We start from the raw sequence: 16,717 nt of genomic DNA, 5'->3' as shown, positions 1-16,717 counted from the left end.
GGATCACTCCGTCCAGGTCAGCGAGGAGGCGATGGCGTCGAAGAGGCCGGCCATGGCGTCGGCCACGGGTTCCAGCGGCGTCGAGAAGGTGAGCAGCAGGTACTGGGCGGTGCCGGGGACCGGCACGTGGTACTCGACCGAGACGGACGCGCGGTGCCCGTCCTGCCGCTCCCGCTCCGTCGGCCGCGTGGCGGACCGGACCCGTACGGCCGTGCCCGCCGCCAGGTCCTCGACGCTCACCTGCGTGCCGTCGTCGTCCGGTCCACTGTCCCGTGCGAACGCGCGCGCCAGGTCCTGCGGCGCCGGCGGCTCGGGGCCGCGCAGCGGGGCGAGGCTCACCAGCAGCGAGGCCGGGACGGTCAGCGGTCCCGCCTCCTGGAAGCTGAGGTACAGCTCGATGCCGCCGCCCTCGTAGGCCTCGGCGGCGCGACGGCGCAGGTCCGCGCGCATCTCCTCCTTGAGGTGCGGCGCGTTGTCGATGCCCCGGAAGCGGCGCTCCACGAGCGCGTCGACCGACGTGTCCCGCTGCTCGGGGTCGAGCAGGATCCGGAACCACCCGTCGGGCAGCAACAGCTGGTAGTCGGAGGGCGGTTCGGTGTTCTCGGGGTCGGTCATCGTCGGGCCTCCTCAGGTGTACGCTCCGCCGCCGGCCGGTCGAGGACCAGCCGGCCGCGCAGTTCGTGCACGGCGTACGGCACGGCCTGCAGGACGAGACCGAGCGCCCCGGCCGCCACCGCCACGGCCCCGGCTCCGGGCGCCGTGTCGGCGACACGTACGCCCTGGACGACGGAGAAGACCGAGCCGAAGGCCATGACGGCGGTGGACGACACCCCCGCCGCCGTACCGGGGAAGCGGGCCGCCCGGCGGGCCTCCCCGCCGGTCCTGGGCAGCAGGCCGGTGCCCAGCACGGGCCCCTTGGGCCAGGTCCGCCTGCCGCTGAGCCGGCGCTCGGACACCGTCAGCCCGGTGCCACGGCACAGCCGCGACCATCCGTCGGCGCCGTCCTCGCCGGCGAACCACAGGTGCCACGGAAGCACCGCCCGCACGTGTTCGCCGGGGCCCCGCAGTTCCACCCCCACAGGACGGCCGGTCCCGTCGGTCACCCGGACCAGCCGGGTCACCGCGTGCGGACCGGACCGGGCGAACCAGTACTCCTGGCCCCCCAGGTCGCGCAGCACCAGGTCGCGGTCCTGCACCCGCAGCTCGGTCTCCCGCAGGAACCGGACCGTGGCCCCGGCCCCCGGCGCCGGGCCGGGCACGACGCGCTCGACGACCGTCACCCGGCGGCGGCCCGCCCGCAGCCGCGTCCAGCCGCGCAGCGCCAGCCGGGCCACGGGTCCGCACAGGGCGGTCAGGGCGAGCAGCAGCACCAGCCATCCGGGCGCGGTGTCGGAGAAGACGACCACGGTGAACGCGGAGAACCACAGCGTCCCGGCGACGGCACGCACGCACCAGTACCAGAGCGGGAAGGCCGGTCCGGGCCCGAGGGAGACACCCGAACTCCCCGCCTTCCGGCCACCGTTCCGGTCGCGCGCCACGTGCAGCGGCACGCCCGCGGCCTTCAGCAGGCCGGCCACGCCCGACCGCTCCAGCAGCTGCTCCCCCTGCACGGAGCCCGGCGGGAGCGCGGGCGCCTCCGGCAGCCACTCCTCGACCGCTGTACGGGCGACCGGCGCCCCTTCCCCATCCAGCAACCGCACCTCGCCCCAGGCCCCCGGACGGCCCGGCTCCTGCCGTGCGGCCTCCCCGGCGGGCGCGTCGACGAAGACCGCGCGGACGACACCGCCCTCACCGACGGGGATCCGGCGGGTACGGCCGCGGGCGCGCAGGACGAGCGCACCGTCCTCCACCGACAGCCGGGACCCGTGACACCGTTCCAGACCCGGACCGCGCCCGCCGGCCGGCCGGAGAGCGGGCTCGTCACTCATGGGGTGACCCGGTCCGCCACCGAGGTCACCGCACCGTAGGCGCCCTCCGCCCCGGCGGTGACACCGGTGGCCGTGGCGCCCGCCCAGACGTTGGTCTGGCCGGTGAAGTTGTTCAGCGCGCTGCTGACCGCGGGGAACTCACGGGCGGCCGGGGCGATGCCGTCGAGCCCGGCGGCCGCCCGGGCGAGGTCCGGGTCCAGCGTGCCCGCGGAGCGCGGGGCGGCCATGCCGCTCAGCCCCTCGCGCCAGCCCTCCCGGGAGAACGCGTTGCGTACGGATTTCACACCGTCGACCGTATCCCGGTACATCGCGGTGGGGCTGAAGCCCTCCTTGATGTTGTTCCAGTTCGGCAGCTTGCCCTTGGGCATGGTGGCCATCGCCCGGGCCGCGTCCTTGCCGCGCACCGATCCCTGCGCACCGCGGTTGGCGAGGTTCCATGCCTTGTTGGTCTTCATGCCGGAGCGTACGGCGTTCTTGTAGAGGTTGCTGCGGGCCAGCGCCTTGCTGCCCGCGGCCACCCCCTTGGCGCCGGCCATCGCGGCCCGCCCGAGGCCGAAGGTGGCCACGCCCACGGCGTCGAGGATGACGGACTTCCAGCTGCCCTCACCGCCCAGCGCCAGCACCAGGTCGGTCGCCAGCGCGACGACGCTCGCCGCCAGGGCGACGGCGTTGGCGACGACGGCGATGGCCTGGCCGATGACCGGTATCCAGCCGAGGGCCAGGGCCGCCACCCCGGCCCACAGGGCTATCCGGCCCGCCCATTTGGAGATCTCCTTGAGCCAGCCGGCGTTGTCGTGGACCCAGTTCTTGAACTTGTCCTTCCAGCCGTCCTTCAGCCCGTCGTTCTCGATGACGTCGTGGATCGCGTCGGCGGCGGCCTGCGCGGCGCGGTCACGGATGCCCTTGGCGGCCTCCAGGGCCTTCTTCGCGGAGGACAGCGCGGAGGTCGCCGCCTTCCGCTGCGCGGTGTGCCGCTTGCGGTCAGGGTCGTCGTCGGGGGCGTCGTCGGGCAGACCGTCCAGGGCCCGGCGCGCGGTCCCCAGGTCCTCGTCGGCCGCCTCGGCGTCCCGCAGCGCCTGGTCGGCCATCTGCTGGGCGCGGTGCAGCTCGGAGGCGTACTCGTTGCTGCACACGCCCTCCCGCACCTGGGTACCGAGCGCCTGCGCGGCCTCGTCGTAGCGCTTGAAGGCCTTGCGGAGCTTGCCGCTCGCCCCCTCGGCGGCACCGCGGAACTCGGTGGCGGTCTTGCCCTTCCAGTTGTCGACCGACGCCAGCGCCTCGATCTCGCGGGCCTCCTTGTCGATGGCCTCGGCGGTCCTGCGCAGCGTGCGTCCGAGCCGGGCGACCGTCTCCGGGTCACCGGGGACCGGGTCGGCGGACTCGTCGAGGACGGCCCAGCGGTGGGCGGCCGGTCTGGCGGTCATCGGCCCGCTCCCTTCGGCTGGTCCTTGCCGGTGCGCTCGTCGGTGCGCCGCAGTGCCTCGGCGAGCTCGTGGTCGAGTTCCTCGTACGACTGCGCGGCGGTCTTGGTGATGCCGCGCAGCTTCTCCAGTTCCTCGGTGAGCTGGCGGCGGTGGATCTTCCAGTTGCCGGCGAACGTGTCGAAGGCGTCCAGGATCTTCTCCGAGCCCAGGTCGTCCACGCCGTACCCCTCGGCCGGGTTGGCCCGCTCGGCGAAGGTGTCGCGGATGCGCCCCAGCGCCCGGGCGGTCTCCTTGATCCGTGCGATGTCGGCTTCCTGGTCTCCCACCGTCTCCTCCTTCGCCCGCGCCGCTTCCGCTCCGTACTCCCGGCCCGTACGTCCGCTCCGTACTCCGGCCCGTACGTCCGCTCCGTAGGTCCGGCCGCGCGACCGTTCCGTACGGCCGTTCTCAGCCGACCTCGTTCTCCGCGACCGCCTGGCCGCGCACGACCACGTCGCCGCCGTAGAACATGCCCGTGAAGACGGGGGAATAGGTGAGCTGGACCTCGACCTCGACCGCGTCGACGGTCGCCGTGACGCAGTGGGTCCCCGCGATGTCCGCGCCCGACATGTCCATCTCTCGGGCGAAGGCCTTCACACGGGCGTCGCAGTTCTCGTAGTTGATCGGCGCGGGGCCGCCCTCGTTGTCGTAGAGGGCCTCGCGGTCGATGTCCTGGGCGGCGTACCGGGCCGCCTGTTCCGCGATGTCCGCCGCGCGCTCCCGCTTGGAGATGGACATGCCGCCGTCGATGACGAAGGCCGCCAGCGACAGGAACACCAGGGCGAAGATGATGACCGCGCCGGCGCCCGAGCCACGGTCGTCCAGCCGTGCGCCGCGCTGCTCCAGCCAGGTCCAAACGCACGCGCTCACGCCGCCGGGAACAGGCGAAGGCGCGGGTGCGGGTGCCGTCACGCCGTCCTCCGGTACGGGTCGAGCGGCGAGCTGAAGCTCGCGGTCAGGGTGGTCGGGATGTCCAGGCCCAGCATGGCGAGGCCCCGCACCTCGCAGCTCACCTGGACGCTGAAGAGGGTGTCCGGCTCGAAGCCGGGACTGGTCTGGACGACGGTGACCGGGCCCGAGCAGACGTCCTGGAGGTTCGCCTCCGCCGCCGCCCGCGCCTCGGCCATCGCGGTGGCGTGGTCCTTCTGGATCGACCCCGCGCGGGCCGCGTCCCGTGCCGCTCCGTCCAGCGCGCCCCGCCCGTCGACCAGTTGCCCGAAGCCCACCAGGACGAGGATGAAGAGGATCATCACCGGCGCGAGGATGACGACCTCGACCGTGGACAGACCCCGGTCGGCGGTGTCCTGCCACGTCGCCCGCAGACCCCGGAGGGAACGGCGCATCAGTTCTCCCCCTCCTGCACGAACCGCTCCACCGGACCCACCGACTGGGCGTGCACCGTGAGGTCCAGGCCCGGGAACACCGTCGGGATACGGGCGGTGATCTCCACGCCGACCGTGTTCTGCTCCGGATGGAGCAGCTTCACGTCCGGGGCGATCACCAGTTGCGGGCCCAGCTGCCGGATGTAGCTGTCCACCACGTCGCGTGCCTCGCCCCGCCAGCCGCCGGGCTCGGCGTCCGCCGTCGCCCGCGCCTTGCGCGCGCCCGCCTGCGCCGCCGCCTGCGCGACGTGATCGGCGAAGAAGTACAGCGCGAACTGCACCGTCGCGAAGATCATGAAGAACAGGATCGGCGTGAGGAACACGAACTCGATCGCGGTCATGCCGGAGTCGCCGCGGGCGGAGGCGGCCTCCGCCCGTCGGCGTACCCAGCTGCGTACGCGCACCGGCATCCCCGTTGACGTCGAGAAGGTACGTGCGGTCAGCAGGTCTTGCCCGCGTCCGCACCCTTGATGCAGTCGCCGACCTTGTTGGCGCCCTCGCTGAGCGCGGCGTTGATGATGGCGGCCACCACGCCGACGATCGCCACGACGACGGCCGAGATGATGACCCACTCCACCGCGGAGGCGCCGCGGTCCAGTTCGCCGGAGCGCGCCCGCTCGACGCGGGCCCGCATGAAGGTGACCAGGAAGTCGACGGCGGGAATGCCGGTGTGGAAGGTACGTCCGTTCATGACGCGTTGTCCTCTCGAATTCGGTTCACGGAAGTTCTGACGTACGGCGCGCGGTCCGTGGTTCGCGGATCACAGGTCCGGGATCTCACACCTGGAACACCCGCATCGCCGCCGGGAAGATCAGGAACACGAGGAACCCCGCGCACAGCAGCAGCTGCGCCACGAGCATCGACTGGGACTTCTCACCCGCGCTGCCCTCGATCTCGGCGAGTTCGCGGTGCCGCATGGTCTCGGCGCGCGAGGCGAGAGACTCCCGCACCTTGGCGCCGTCGTCGGCGACCAGCGCCAGCGAGGCGGAGAGGTCCTTGAGTTCCTCCACGCCCAGCTCCTCGCCGAGCTGGCCGAGCGCCTGCCACTGGCTGATGCCGGTGATACGGGCGTCGGCGAGGGCGCTGCGGATGCGCTGTGCCGCCCAGCCGTCGGACACCTCGGCGGCGGCCATCAGCGCCTCCGGCAGCCCCCGGCCGCCGGCCAGGCTCATCGACACCAGGTCCAGGTACGCGCCGATCACCCGGCGCAGGTCGCGCCGCTTCTCGGCGGCGTCCCGGCGGACCTCCAGGTCGGGCAGGACGAAGAACAGCACCGCGCACAGCAGCGCCAGCCACACCGGGATGGCCGGGCTGCGGCTGAAGCCGAGCTGCCAGACGATGGCGAACAGGAACGGTCCGAAGAACAGACCGGCCACCGCCAGCAGCACCTTGGTCGCCAGGAACCTCTCCCAGCTGCGCTCCAGCACGGCGAGGTCGGCCCGCAGCGACCGCTGCTCCCACCCCTGCTGCTGGTAGAACTCCGCGACCTTGGCACCCACTTGGGCCCGCAGCGAGCCAAAACGTCCGGTCTCCTGCGCGGCCGGCCGCGCCGACTCGTACGCCGAGCCGCGCGCCCGCATCGCGTCGATCCGGGCGACCTGGGAGAGGGCGCTGCGCCGGGTCGGCATCAGCGCCCGGACCAGGCAGTAGATCCCCAGTCCGACGACCGCGCCGACGACCACCGGCATCGTCAGTCCGTCACTCATCGGCGTACCCCCTCCTCCGGCTGGAACGGCGTCGCCTGCGCGGGTGTGGCACCCGGGGTGCGCGGACGCACCAGCCGCACCGACGACTCGTCGCGCACCAAGAAGCGTTCGGGCGTCTCGATGGTGGACAGCTTGCGCAGCCACCAGAAGCCCAGCGCGAACAGCCCGCACACACAGGCGAGGACGAGCTGGCCGACGGCCGTGCCGTACGGCTCGACGAAGTCGCGGTTGAAGATGGACAGTCCGAGCACGAACGCGACCGACACGGCGACCACGATCTGCACCGAGCGCCGGGTGGAGGCGCGCTGCGCCATCACCCGCTGGCGCATGTCGACCTCCTCGCGCGCCGACTTCGCCAGCGCGCCGAGCACCTGCCGCAGACCTGGGCCGCGCAGCCGGGCGTTGAGGATGAGGGCGGCGACGATGATGTCGGCGGACGCGTCGTCGATCTCGTCGGCGAGCTGCTGCAGCGCCTCGGGCAGCGGGGTGCGGGCGCGCAGCCGGTCGACCAGCGCGTCCAGGTGCGGGCGCAGCACGGGCGCTGCGGCCCGCGCGGACGCCGGGATGGCCTGTTCCAGGCCCACCGCGCCGGCGATGGTGTCGCGCAGGGACTCCGTCCAGGAGGCGAGGGCCTCCACGCGCCGCATGGCGGCCCGCTCCTCACCGGCGCCGCCGAACAGGCGGTCCCAGAAGAAGACGAGGACGGCGGCGGCGACGCCGGCCACCACCCAGCGGGTCATCAACAGCACGGCGAGCCCGACGAGCGCGGCCAGCGAACCGCGCCGGCCGACGAACCGGAGCACCTCGTTCGCCCGCTCGCTCGCCTTCTGCTTCTCGTGCTCGGGCTTGGCGGGCAGGCCCCGTACGGCGACGGCGAACAGGGCGAGGCCGCCGCCGACGGCGACGCCGCTGGCGAGGGCGTACAGCACGGTGGTGGAGAACAAGCCGCCCATGGAGCCGAGCGAGCCGAGCGCGGCCAGGTCCGTGGTGGCGGGTACGGCGGAGGTCACCGGCCCCTCGGTCATCGGCACATCGGTCATCGACAGGGCAGTCATCGGCACACTGGTCATCGGCTCACCCCCACGTTCCGCTGGGGCGGTAGCCGTAGGCCATCAGTTCCTCCAGGCAGGCTATGGGGGCGTGCGCGGTGACCCGGCCGTCGGGCGTCTCGGCGAAGACCTCGCTGGACAGCACGCGTCCGTCGACGCCGTTGACCTCGCGCACCGAGGTGACCATGCGCTGGAGCCGGCCGCCGCTCTGGTACTCGTTGCGCCGCTGGATGAACACGACGAAGTTCACCGCGCCCGCGATCAGCATCTGGCTCGCCTCGATGGGCAGCCGTTCGGTGGCCTGCAGGGCGTACGTGGAGATGCGGTTGAACACCTCGCTGGAGCTGTTGGCGTGGATCGTGGACAGCGAGCCGTCGTTGCCCTGGGACATCGCGTTCAGCATGGTCACGATCTCGTCGCCGAGCACCTCACCGACGATGACCCGGGAGGGGTTCATACGCAGTGACCGGCGCACCAGCTCCGCCATCGAAATGGCGCCCTGTCCCTCGGAGTTGGGCAGCCGCTCCTCGAACGCCACCACGTTGGGGTGCAGGTCGGGGAAGGTGTCGAGCCCGAGCTCCAGCGCACGCTCCACGGTGATGAGGCGCTCCTGCGGCGGGATCTCGTTGGCGAGGGCCCGCAGCAGCGTGGTCTTACCGGCGTTGGTCGCACCGGCGATCATGATGTTCTTGCGGGCGCGGACCGCACAGGCGAGGAAGTGCCCGAGCTCGGGGGTCAGCGTGCCGTTGCCGACCAGGTCGGAGATGAACACCTTGCCCATGCGGGCCCGGCGGATGGACAGCGAGGGCCGGCGGGCCACGTCCATGACGGCCGACAGACGCGAGCCGTCCGGCAGCCGCAGGTCGAGCTGCGGGTTGGCGGAGTCGAAGGGCCGGGACGACAGACCGGAGTACGCGCCGAGCACCTGGATCAGCTCGATGAGCTCCTCGTCGGTCTCGGCGACCGGCTCACCGCGCGTCTCGCGCCCGTCGGAGTAGCCGACGAACACCTGGTCGCAGCCGTTGATGTCGATGTTCTCGACCTCGGGGTCGTCGAGCAGCGGCTGGAGCCGGCCCACCCCGAACAGCGCCGCGTGCACGGCGGCCGCGTACTGTTCCTCGGTCTCCGCGTCCAGCGGCGTACGGCCCGCGTTGATCTCGGAGCGGGCGTACTCCTCGAGGATCTGGGCTATGACGGCACGGGCGTACTGCCGCTCGTCCTCGGTGGACATCGGCGTGACGCCGTTGACCTGGTCGAGTCGGCGCTGCTCGGCGATCCGGTCACCGGCGTCCTGCCGGAACCGCTTGACCAGGGAGTGGTCGACAGCGGTCATCGCCCGGCTCCGTGACCCTGGGGCGGTTGCCCGGCGTGCGCCTGCTGGGCCTGCGCCTGGGCCGCCCAGGCGGCGCCGTACTGCTGGTACACGTCGGCCGTCACCTTGCGCGCCGAGCGGATCAGCAGCGACTTGTCGAGCCGTCCGCGGCGGCGTCCGGCGAGCTGCTCGGCGCCGGCCGGGTCGTCGGCGAGGGTGCCGACCACGCGGGCGCCGGTCTGCGCGTGCACGAGCATGTCGTTGACCTGGCCGGCCAGCTTGGCGGCGTTGCCCGGGTCGGCGACGAGGACGACGCCGATCACCGGGTTGTTCAGGCTCGCGGCGCCGCGCGGGCCGCCGTGCAGCTTGCCGGATAGCGCGGCCGCCCGGTCCCTCACCCGGGCCAGCGCCTCGGGCTCGGTGCGGGAGATCAGCAGCACCAGGGAGGCGTGCGGGAACAGCTCCACGGCCGGGGTGTCGCCGCTGATGCGTCCGCAGTCGGCGATGACGTCGGCGGGCGCGTTGGGCGAGTCGGCGAGGGAGGCGAAGGCGTGCCCGAGCGTGGGCCACAACCCCGCGAGCCCGGCGGCCTGCTCGGCGACGCCGAGCCCGACGAGCACTTCGAGTCCGCCGCTCAACGGCTGAACGTGGTCCCACAGTTGGTCGGGCACAAGGCCGCGTCGCGCGGTGGCGGCGATGGACAGCATGCCGGTGTTGGGGTTGAGCGGACCGCCGTGCGCGGCCGCGCTGCGGTACACGAGGTCACCGCCCGCCGGGTCGGTCTCGGCGAGCAGCACGCGCCGCGGCCAGACCGCCGCGAGGGCGACGGCCGCGGTCGTGACGCCGGGGGAACCCTTGTCGGCGGCGAGGGCGATGAGGGCCATGGGTGGGGTGCCGCCTTCTAGTTGCCAGGAACGAGGACGAGCGCCACCTCGCCGTTGGAGGCGGCCTGGGTGAGCGCCGCGGCCTGCGCGCTGTCGACGAGGAGCGTCACGGGCCGGTTGCTGCTGCTGACGAGGTCGTCGCCCTTGGCGTCCTGGACGTAGTCCACGACCGCCTTGTCCACGATCACGGAGTCGCCGCCGGAGGAGCCGGAGGAGCCCGAGGAACCGCTGTCGCCCTCACCGCCCGACCCGGACCGCGAGGTCCCGCCGACCCGGTAGGCGGCCACCGTCGAGCCCGACTTCAGACCGGCCGGATACTGGCCCTCCTTGAGGGACAGGCCGACGAGGGCCTTCCCGTCCGGGACCTTGGCCTCCTCGCCGAACATCTCGCCGACGGCGACCACACCGCCCGGGATGGTGGTGACGGCCTTCAGCTTCTTCAGGGCGCCGAGCTGCGAGTACTTGACGTAGTGGATGCCCGGGTCCTCGGCGACCATCACCGACGTGGTGTTGCTGTCGGTGACCGCCTGTCCGGCCGGGATCTCCTCGGTGATCTTGACGACCTCGATCCGGTCACCGGCCTGCAGCACGAGCATGGTGGCGCCGAGCGCACCCACCAGGATCAGCAGCACGGCCAGCGCGGCGAGGGCCGGCTTGCGCTCGCGGGGCGGAGTGGGAAGCCGGTCACCGACCGGCGGTTGAGCCGGAGCCGCGGAACGACCCGCGCCCGCCCCCGTACGCTCCTGGATCTTCACGCAGCCGCTCCCCGTACACCCAAGATGATGTCTGCCAAGTTCCTTGTAATTGCGGACACTTCACCCGTGTCGGCTCGCGCGTGGACATGCGGGACGCGTCGGACGTACCCGCTCCGATCCGGGCGGATAGCCAACGCGTAAGTGAGTGTCAAGCCATCGCACCGTATCAGCCACGCATACGCCCCTCAAGACGGAAGCGACCACTCCCGGCTCGCCGCACACACCGTTGTTCAGCTGCAATTTCAGCGTTGAACAACCCAGTTGGCAGCGGCCGGTGAGACGGTACTTCCGCTGTGCGGACGCGAATCCCCAACTGTGCATGCCGCCCCGGCAGCTGAGCCGCTTCCTCACTCAGCGCACACCTCTCCCCCACGAACCGCTCACGAGGACTGTCGGAGGCACGTGCCATGATCGTGCTCCGCCACAGTGACCACTCGGTAGCCGAAAGCGACGGATGTCACACAATCGAGCGCCGGACGTACCGGTCCCGGCGTCGGCATCGATAGTCGGTATCGGTATCGGTTCGGCATTGGCGGAGGCCGCCGGGGGCTGGATGTACGGGGAAGAGCGGGGAAACGGGGAGCTTCGACGATGACGGGGACACGGGCGGTGACGCCGCCGCTGGAAGGCGCGGCAATGACGGCGAACCCGCGCCTGCTGGAAAAGGTGCGCGTGGTGAGTGGGCGCACCGGCGTCGACTACACGGACGACGCAGTGCTGAGCGAGCTGCTCCTACGGCACCGGCGCGCCGTGGACGGGGCGAGCCGCGGCCCCGTCGGCTGGATCGGCGGGACCGCCCTGGTGACGGGCGTGATGTGGCCGTTCGTGGGTCACATGGTCCCGGCCATGGCCGACAACCCGCTGCTGGCCTACGCCCCTGCGGGCCCGCTGCTGATCGTGGCGGTGGCGTGCCTCACCTTGGTCCACGTCCGCTGGAAGCGCGCCCTGCTGCACACGGAACTGGCGGGCTACCGGGAGGTCCTGGGCCTCGCCCGGGCACACGGCGTCGAGCCGGCCCACGTGCCGCCGTGGCTGGAGGGCCGCAGGCAGGGCGGAGGAGGCAAGGGCGCCGCGCCGATACCGAGGTACGCGCCGGTTGAGCGGGCGGATGCGCCGGACGCACCTGGTGACGCACCTGGTGATGCCTCTAGTGGCGCCTCGGACGAACGCACCGGCATGCCTCCGGTTGCCACGGTGCCGCCGAAACCGGACGCGGTGGCGGCGTACGAGCGCATCGCCGACGAGGGCGGCTGGCACGACGAGGTGGGCTGCCTACTGCTGCTCGCCGGTGTGATCGGCGCCGCCGTGGCAGTGTCCTCGGGCACGCCGCTCGGTCTTGCCGCACTGGCGCTGGTCCCCCTCGCCGTCGTCGTCTGGGTCAAGGGCCACCGCCAGGGGACCGAGAAGGCGGGCCTGCGGACGGAGGCGGAGGCGTACGCCAGAGCGGTGGTCGCGGCCCGGGCAGCGGGCGCGGACACCCCGGACCTGTCTCCTCAGCTACGCGCGCTGCTCGACGACTGACATCGCTCGTCATCCCCCCACTCAGGCTTAAGAGGAGCCCCCCACCGTGAACCGTTCTACCCATGCCCTGACCCTGCTCTGCCTCGCCGCACTCGCGGCGTGCGGCGGAGGCGGGGAGTCCGACAATTCCACCGGCGAACCCCGGCCCTCCGCGACCCGCACCGAGCAGCCCGCGCCCGCCGAACGTCTGGTGGGGCTGATGGTCACCCCTGCCGAGGTGAAGGGGTTCACGCTGCAGGAGTACGACGACGAGTTCGCCATCGCCAAGTCGTCGTCGGACCTGTCGTCGGACAAGCCGGCCTGTGCACCGCTGGCACTCGCGCTGAACCAACTGCCGCTCGGTGAACCGCAGGCGGACCTCACGCGGGTCCTGAACTCGGAGTCCGAGGGCCTGACCGGCGCACACACGTACATCACGCTCACCACGTACGCGCCCGGCAAGGCACAGGCCGTCCTGGCGGACGTGAAGAAGGCCGTGGCCGCTTGCGGCGACGGCTTCACGGCTGAGGGCGACAACGGCAGCAGCGTGTACGACTCCGTCGCGGCGGAGGAGACCACCCCGGCCGGCGACGAGACCGCCGGCTTCACGGCCACGATGTCGTACCAGGGTGTGTCCCACACCCTCCACACCCAGGTCGTCCGCGCCGGCGACGTCGTGGGCGTCTACTTCTCCGCCAACGGCCTGGCCATCGCCAACGCCCGCCCGAGCGAAGCGAAGCTGCCGACAACGGTGGTGGAGGCGCAGAACGCGAAGCTGGGATGAGCACGTGTTGCTCACCGTCACGCCACGCACCCCGCCTGCTTCCAACTCCACCCGCCTGGCGGAGCGCACCGGAGCACCCCACGGGGTCGCGGCATTCGTGGCCGCCGCCACCCGCCGTCTTCGCACTGGCATTGGGAAAAAGACGGCTGCACGGCCTGGTTGAGTCGCTCACACTGAGATCTCGTCAGGGACGGTTTGAGCGACATGACCTGCACGCCTTCGTCGTACGCCCCGATCGCTCCCATTCAGCCCCGGCCCGCCGGAAACGCACCGTTCGCGGGACCCTTCGCCCTGGCGAAACCGGAAACCGCACCGATACCGTCATTGCTCTCGACTGCACATCTGTCTCACGGGGAGTCACTGTGAAGCGCCGCACCTTGCCCACCGCCGCCGCGTTCGCCGCCGCGACAGCCCTGCTCCTCACGGCCTGCGGGGGCGGGGACGATGAGCCCGCCGACAACGACAAGGTCGTCGGGGCAAGCCGGCAGCCTGAGGAACCGACCAAGTCCGCCGAGCCGGGAGCGCCTCAGGAGGAGAAGCCGGACGGCGTGGATCTGTCCCTGCCCAAGGACGTCAACTTGGTCTTCGACTGGGACGAGCCTGAGAACGAGAACGAGGCGGCCGCCATGGATGACGCCGCCAACTTCTTCCGGGCCATCTACCGTGGCGTCGACAAGCGCACTGCCAAGGACGCGGGTGTCGTCGCCTACGCGACAGGCGAGGGGCTGCATTACGCACAGACTCAGGTCAACGCCTGGATCGACGGCGGCTGGACCGCGACCGGCACCCTGCGCCACTACGACGCCACCACCCGGTCCGCCGGGGACGGCACGTCGGTGGAGGTGGCCTTCTGCGCCGACTCCGGCAAGTTCTTCGGCAAGGAAGTGAAGACGGGAAAGGTCCTCACGACCAGGCCAAGCATCGAGGACTTCGACTACTACAAGCTCATCATGGTCAAGCTCCCCACTTCTGACACGCTATGGCAGGCATCGAAGGTCTTCGTCGAGACGAAGGCGGCGAAGTGCCAGTGAGGAAGACGCGTCGCACGTCTGTCGGTGTCACGGCGCTCACCCTGGCTCTCAGCGTCATCGCTTTCAGTGAAGCGGCCTACGCCGCAAAGCCAGTGGGATCCGGCAAAGGAGCCAGCACCGAGCAAACCGGTGGTGGAGACGAAACCGGCATCTACGCCGCCGCCCGCATCACGTACTCCGGTTCCGTGGCCGCGAACGGCGGCACAGGCAACGTGAGGTCCTCAGACGTCAACTGGACGCCACCGGCCTGCTGGTACGCCCCGTACCTCGGAGCCAAGGACTTCAAGAAGAAGATGTCTGCGGACATCGAGCGCCAGATAAAAACTCCTGGCATCGGCGGCACCGCCGGCGCGGCGCTCACCGAGCTGAAGCGCCACTACGAGGACGACTACGGCTGGACCGACACCCCCGGCTACAAGGATTACAACGTCGACAAGGACGGCGAGGGCATGTTCTGGGCCGGCGTCGAGAATCCGAACGAACCCGATGTGCTGAAGCGCGGCTCCTGCAACGACCTCCCCTTCTGGGTGGAGAACGGAGAAGCACCGCCTCCGCAGTACGAGCAGGCGATCAGTCCCGAGATCCTCGCGGCCCTGGCCTACCAGCACATGGAGCTGCCCGACACCGAGGTCAGCCTCGCTCCGGAGCAGACCACCAAGGTGAACCTGCCCACCTGGGCATGGTTGGACAAGGCCGTGTTCGACGAGGTGCAGGCGACGGCGGCTCTCAACGTGCCGGGCTTCAACATTCAGGCCACGACGACGGCAACGCCGGTCTCACTGACCCTCGATCCCGGCACCGACGACGCCATGACCTACCCCGCCTCGGGCGAGTGCACCATCACCGATGACGGCTCGATCGGAAAGCCGTACGCGAGAGGCAAGGCAGACCGGACCCCGCCCTGCGGCATCAAGTACCTCCGCTCATCGGGCGACGGCACCTACAACCTCCAGGCCACGATCACCTGGGACATCTCATGGACCGGCACCGGCAGCACCGGCGGCGACCTCCCCGACGGCAGCTTCGCCAACGGTCAGGCGGTCACCGTTCAGGAGATCCAGTCCGTCAATCGCTAGGCGTTCTCAGTACCGAGGCACCACACCAGTGACATCCTTCTCTGGAGACCAGTAGAGCCATGGCAGGCGATTCAAATCTCATTGTCAACGTCGACCTTCTTGTTGAATCGGAGTCCGCCCTGAGCAAGATCCAGAAGGATCTGAAGGACGTAGGAAACAGGAAGGACGACATGCGCCCCTACTGGGGTAGCAGCGAGATAAGCGACGCAATGGGTAAATTCGCGGATAACTGGGACGACTATCGCGGGAAAATGCTCGAAAGTGTAAGCAGCGTAGGGAAGCTCGTAACCAACACCATCAACGGCTTCACTGGGACTGACGCCGCCCTCGCGAAGGAACTGAGAAAGGCAAGGAAGGGCAAGTGAGCACTTCCTCGAAACCGCGCCCTCGAGACTGGCATCCGCTCGCCGAGTCCGATCCTGTTCCGGGAGATCCGGAGGAGATCCGCGACGAGGTCACGCACATGAAGAGCGTGGCAACCACTCTCCGAGACCAAGCCGAGCGCCTACGCAAGATCAAGAATGACGACGAACTAAAGGGAAAGTACGCAGGTAAACTACGCGATGAATCTGAAGTACTCGAAAAACATTTTCGCGAAGTCGCGAGTCGCTACGAACGAGTTCAAGTCCATTTGAACAAATGGGCCACCGAGCTCGAGCAATTCCAGGAAGATGCCGACAAGATCCTCACAACCGCGAAAAAAGAGCAGGAGCGACTCAAAGCCGAGAAAACCAAAGAGGAAGCGAACGCAGAAGGCACGCCACAGTCTTCAGCTAGTGAAACTGAAGGTGACCCGCTCCATGAGTACCGGGTCAAGCTCAGCGGCATCACGGGTGACCGGGACGATCGCGCAGCGCACTACGCCAGCAAGATCCGTGACGAAATTGACGACATCATCGAGGACAGCTTCTGGGACGACATCAAAGGATGGATTCATGACAACATCGATAGGATCAAGTGGGTCCTCGACGCTCTAGGCTGGGCGGCCTCTGTCCTAGGCACGCTTGCACCATTCCTTGCCTTCATCCCTATTATCGGGCCCTTTATCGCGGGGCTTGCCGTCGGACTTTCCATTTTCATCGCAGCATCCCGTTTCGTCCTTTTCCTTGCCGGGGAAGCAAGTCTGACGGAAGTGCTGATGGACTGCGTCGGACTGGTTGCCTTTGCTGCGGGCACGAAGATGCTCGTCAAGCTAAAGACAGCGAGCAAGGCCGTCAAAACAGCCGCCAAGGAGCAGCGGAGACAGCGGCTGAAAGAAGCACTGCGCGTGAACAGGTCTGTGCGAAACGAGATCACTCGCGTTATGGCTACGACCAGCGATGACGGCCTCCGGGAGTTCGGACGTCAGACGATGAACCGCATGCGGAAGGAGATATCCCAGAACGCTGGGCGCGTTGCCGACGAAACGCCTTTGCGTCCCAGCCACCTTGAGCAACTGGGGTTCGGGGATGCTGAGGCCCGATCCCTCATCAACGGCATCCGCCGGAACGCTGAAACTTTTCCCGACGCCGCTGCAGTTGCGGAAAGGTCGGAGACCTACTACAAGGTTGCGGTGGGTACCGCAGTTACGGGCGCGACCGCAGATGTCGCCGACAAGGCGCTCGGCGAAAGCCCTGTTTTTCCGGGCAAACCGTTCAATGAGACTTACGAGAACTTCAAGGGTGAAACCGGAAAGCTGCCAGAGGACACTCATTGGTAGCTGAACGCAAGGAAGAAGCGTCATGAGTTCAAACCGACGAACCCTGGGCTACGGCCAGCGGGGTGGGGGGCCGACCGCGCTGGCGAAGCTATGTCTCATCATTGGAGTTTCCTCCATCTTCCTGGTGATGATCGCAGGGGCTCTTCCA

General features: G+C 69.8%; 19 protein-coding genes. 6 read left to right on the top strand and 13 right to left on the bottom strand.

The features are described from left to right. Positions 1-3: 3 nt before the first annotated feature. The 13 genes from F3L20_RS02770 to F3L20_RS02710 all read right to left on the bottom strand — a co-directional run bounded on the left by F3L20_RS02770 (position 4) and on the right by F3L20_RS02710 (position 10,479). A complete protein-coding gene (locus tag F3L20_RS02770) occupies positions 4-615 on the bottom strand; it encodes a hypothetical protein (protein WP_150151875.1) in 612 nt (203 codons plus the stop codon). Further along, complete coding sequence (locus F3L20_RS02765; protein ID WP_150151872.1) at positions 612-1,928, bottom strand: hypothetical protein; 1,317 nt, start codon at positions 1,926-1,928, stop codon at positions 612-614. Before F3L20_RS02765 ends, F3L20_RS02770 begins: the two co-directional genes overlap by 4 nt. Then, positions 1,925-3,352: a hypothetical protein gene (locus F3L20_RS02760; protein ID WP_150151870.1), complete on the bottom strand. Its 1,428-nt coding sequence runs from the start codon at positions 3,350-3,352 to the stop codon at positions 1,925-1,927. The genes F3L20_RS02765 and F3L20_RS02760 overlap by 4 nt, the downstream gene beginning before the upstream one ends. Then, positions 3,349-3,678 (bottom strand): hypothetical protein, encoded by a 330-nt coding sequence (locus F3L20_RS02755; RefSeq protein WP_150151867.1) that lies wholly within the window; start codon positions 3,676-3,678, stop codon positions 3,349-3,351. The genes F3L20_RS02760 and F3L20_RS02755 overlap by 4 nt, the downstream gene beginning before the upstream one ends. 121 nt (positions 3,679-3,799) lie before the next feature. Then, entirely contained in the window at positions 3,800-4,261 is a 462-nt protein-coding gene (locus F3L20_RS02750; RefSeq protein WP_150151864.1) for a Tad domain-containing protein, read from the bottom strand. Between the two features lie 38 nt (positions 4,262-4,299). Then, complete coding sequence (locus tag F3L20_RS02745; protein WP_150151861.1) at positions 4,300-4,734, bottom strand: TadE/TadG family type IV pilus assembly protein; 435 nt, start codon at positions 4,732-4,734, stop codon at positions 4,300-4,302. Next, entirely contained in the window at positions 4,734-5,183 is a 450-nt protein-coding gene (locus F3L20_RS02740) for a TadE family protein (protein WP_150151858.1), read from the bottom strand. The genes F3L20_RS02745 and F3L20_RS02740 overlap by 1 nt, the downstream gene beginning before the upstream one ends. A 29-nt stretch (positions 5,184-5,212) precedes the next feature. Then, positions 5,213-5,464, bottom strand: a complete 252-nt coding sequence (locus F3L20_RS02735) for a hypothetical protein (RefSeq protein ID WP_006133157.1) — start codon at positions 5,462-5,464, stop codon at positions 5,213-5,215. A gap of 85 nt (positions 5,465-5,549) precedes the next feature. After that, the gene (locus tag F3L20_RS02730) at positions 5,550-6,479 is read right to left on the bottom strand and encodes a type II secretion system F family protein (RefSeq protein ID WP_167534448.1); all 930 of its coding nucleotides are present in this window, start codon (positions 6,477-6,479) and stop codon (positions 5,550-5,552) included. Beyond that, positions 6,476-7,432 carry a type II secretion system F family protein gene (locus F3L20_RS02725; RefSeq protein ID WP_167534653.1) on the bottom strand — a complete coding sequence of 319 codons (957 nt, stop codon included), beginning with the start codon at positions 7,430-7,432 and terminating at the stop codon, positions 6,476-6,478. The genes F3L20_RS02730 and F3L20_RS02725 overlap by 4 nt, the downstream gene beginning before the upstream one ends. Positions 7,433-7,553: 121 nt before the next feature. Beyond that, the gene (locus F3L20_RS02720; RefSeq protein WP_150151855.1) at positions 7,554-8,861 is read right to left on the bottom strand and encodes a CpaF family protein; all 1,308 of its coding nucleotides are present in this window, start codon (positions 8,859-8,861) and stop codon (positions 7,554-7,556) included. After that, a complete protein-coding gene (locus F3L20_RS02715; protein WP_150151852.1) occupies positions 8,858-9,724 on the bottom strand; it encodes a hypothetical protein in 867 nt (288 codons plus the stop codon). The genes F3L20_RS02720 and F3L20_RS02715 overlap by 4 nt, the downstream gene beginning before the upstream one ends. A 17-nt stretch (positions 9,725-9,741) precedes the next feature. After that, entirely contained in the window at positions 9,742-10,479 is a 738-nt protein-coding gene (locus tag F3L20_RS02710) for a hypothetical protein (RefSeq protein ID WP_150151849.1), read from the bottom strand. Positions 10,480-11,115: 636 nt separating this feature from the next. On the opposite strand from F3L20_RS02710, the gene F3L20_RS02705 reads away from it, so the two are divergent. From F3L20_RS02705 to F3L20_RS02680, 6 genes are all read left to right on the top strand, one after another. Next, positions 11,116-12,000, top strand: coding sequence for a hypothetical protein (locus F3L20_RS02705; RefSeq protein ID WP_240810826.1), 885 nt, complete (start codon positions 11,116-11,118; stop codon positions 11,998-12,000). Between the two features lie 46 nt (positions 12,001-12,046). Continuing rightward, a complete protein-coding gene (locus F3L20_RS02700) occupies positions 12,047-12,763 on the top strand; it encodes a hypothetical protein (RefSeq protein ID WP_150151843.1) in 717 nt (238 codons plus the stop codon). A 362-nt stretch (positions 12,764-13,125) separates the two neighbouring features. Further along, on the top strand, positions 13,126-13,794 hold the full coding sequence (locus F3L20_RS02695) for a hypothetical protein (RefSeq protein ID WP_150151840.1): 669 nt from the start codon (positions 13,126-13,128) through the stop codon (positions 13,792-13,794). Then, a complete protein-coding gene (locus tag F3L20_RS02690; protein WP_150157197.1) occupies positions 13,791-14,870 on the top strand; it encodes a hypothetical protein in 1,080 nt (359 codons plus the stop codon). The genes F3L20_RS02695 and F3L20_RS02690 overlap by 4 nt, the downstream gene beginning before the upstream one ends. 59 nt (positions 14,871-14,929) lie before the next feature. Then, positions 14,930-15,235 (top strand): hypothetical protein, encoded by a 306-nt coding sequence (locus F3L20_RS02685; protein ID WP_150151836.1) that lies wholly within the window; start codon positions 14,930-14,932, stop codon positions 15,233-15,235. Beyond that, positions 15,232-16,569: a putative T7SS-secreted protein gene (locus F3L20_RS02680; RefSeq protein WP_150151833.1), complete on the top strand. Its 1,338-nt coding sequence runs from the start codon at positions 15,232-15,234 to the stop codon at positions 16,567-16,569. The genes F3L20_RS02685 and F3L20_RS02680 overlap by 4 nt, the downstream gene beginning before the upstream one ends. Positions 16,570-16,717 lie beyond the last annotated feature (148 nt).

Source organism: Streptomyces tendae (genome assembly GCF_008632955.1).
Lineage (GTDB): Bacteria > Actinomycetota > Actinomycetes > Streptomycetales > Streptomycetaceae > Streptomyces.
Note: the sequence above shows the minus strand (reverse complement) of the source record. Positions and strands in the feature narration are given on the sequence as shown.

Bases quoted from the DNA above. Each gene is read 5' to 3' on its own strand.
- F3L20_RS02770 (WP_150151875.1), bottom strand. From the start codon at position 615: ATGACCGACCCCGAGAACACCGAACCGCCCTCCGACTACCAGCTGTTG.
- F3L20_RS02765 (WP_150151872.1), bottom strand. From the start codon at position 1,928: ATGAGTGACGAGCCCGCTCTCCGGCCGGCCGGCGGGCGCGGTCCGGGT.
- F3L20_RS02760 (WP_150151870.1), bottom strand. From the start codon at position 3,352: ATGACCGCCAGACCGGCCGCCCACCGCTGGGCCGTCCTCGACGAGTCC.
- F3L20_RS02745 (WP_150151861.1), bottom strand. From the start codon at position 4,734: ATGCGCCGTTCCCTCCGGGGTCTGCGGGCGACGTGGCAGGACACCGCC.
- F3L20_RS02740 (WP_150151858.1), bottom strand. From the start codon at position 5,183: ATGCCGGTGCGCGTACGCAGCTGGGTACGCCGACGGGCGGAGGCCGCC.
- F3L20_RS02735 (WP_006133157.1), bottom strand. From the start codon at position 5,464: ATGAACGGACGTACCTTCCACACCGGCATTCCCGCCGTCGACTTCCTG.
- F3L20_RS02730 (WP_167534448.1), bottom strand. From the start codon at position 6,479: ATGAGTGACGGACTGACGATGCCGGTGGTCGTCGGCGCGGTCGTCGGA.
- F3L20_RS02725 (WP_167534653.1), bottom strand. From the start codon at position 7,432: ATGGGCGGCTTGTTCTCCACCACCGTGCTGTACGCCCTCGCCAGCGGC.
- F3L20_RS02720 (WP_150151855.1), bottom strand. From the start codon at position 8,861: ATGACCGCTGTCGACCACTCCCTGGTCAAGCGGTTCCGGCAGGACGCC.
- F3L20_RS02715 (WP_150151852.1), bottom strand. From the start codon at position 9,724: ATGGCCCTCATCGCCCTCGCCGCCGACAAGGGTTCCCCCGGCGTCACG.
- F3L20_RS02705 (WP_240810826.1), top strand. From the start codon at position 11,116: ATGACGGCGAACCCGCGCCTGCTGGAAAAGGTGCGCGTGGTGAGTGGG.
- F3L20_RS02685 (WP_150151836.1), top strand. From the start codon at position 14,930: ATGGCAGGCGATTCAAATCTCATTGTCAACGTCGACCTTCTTGTTGAA.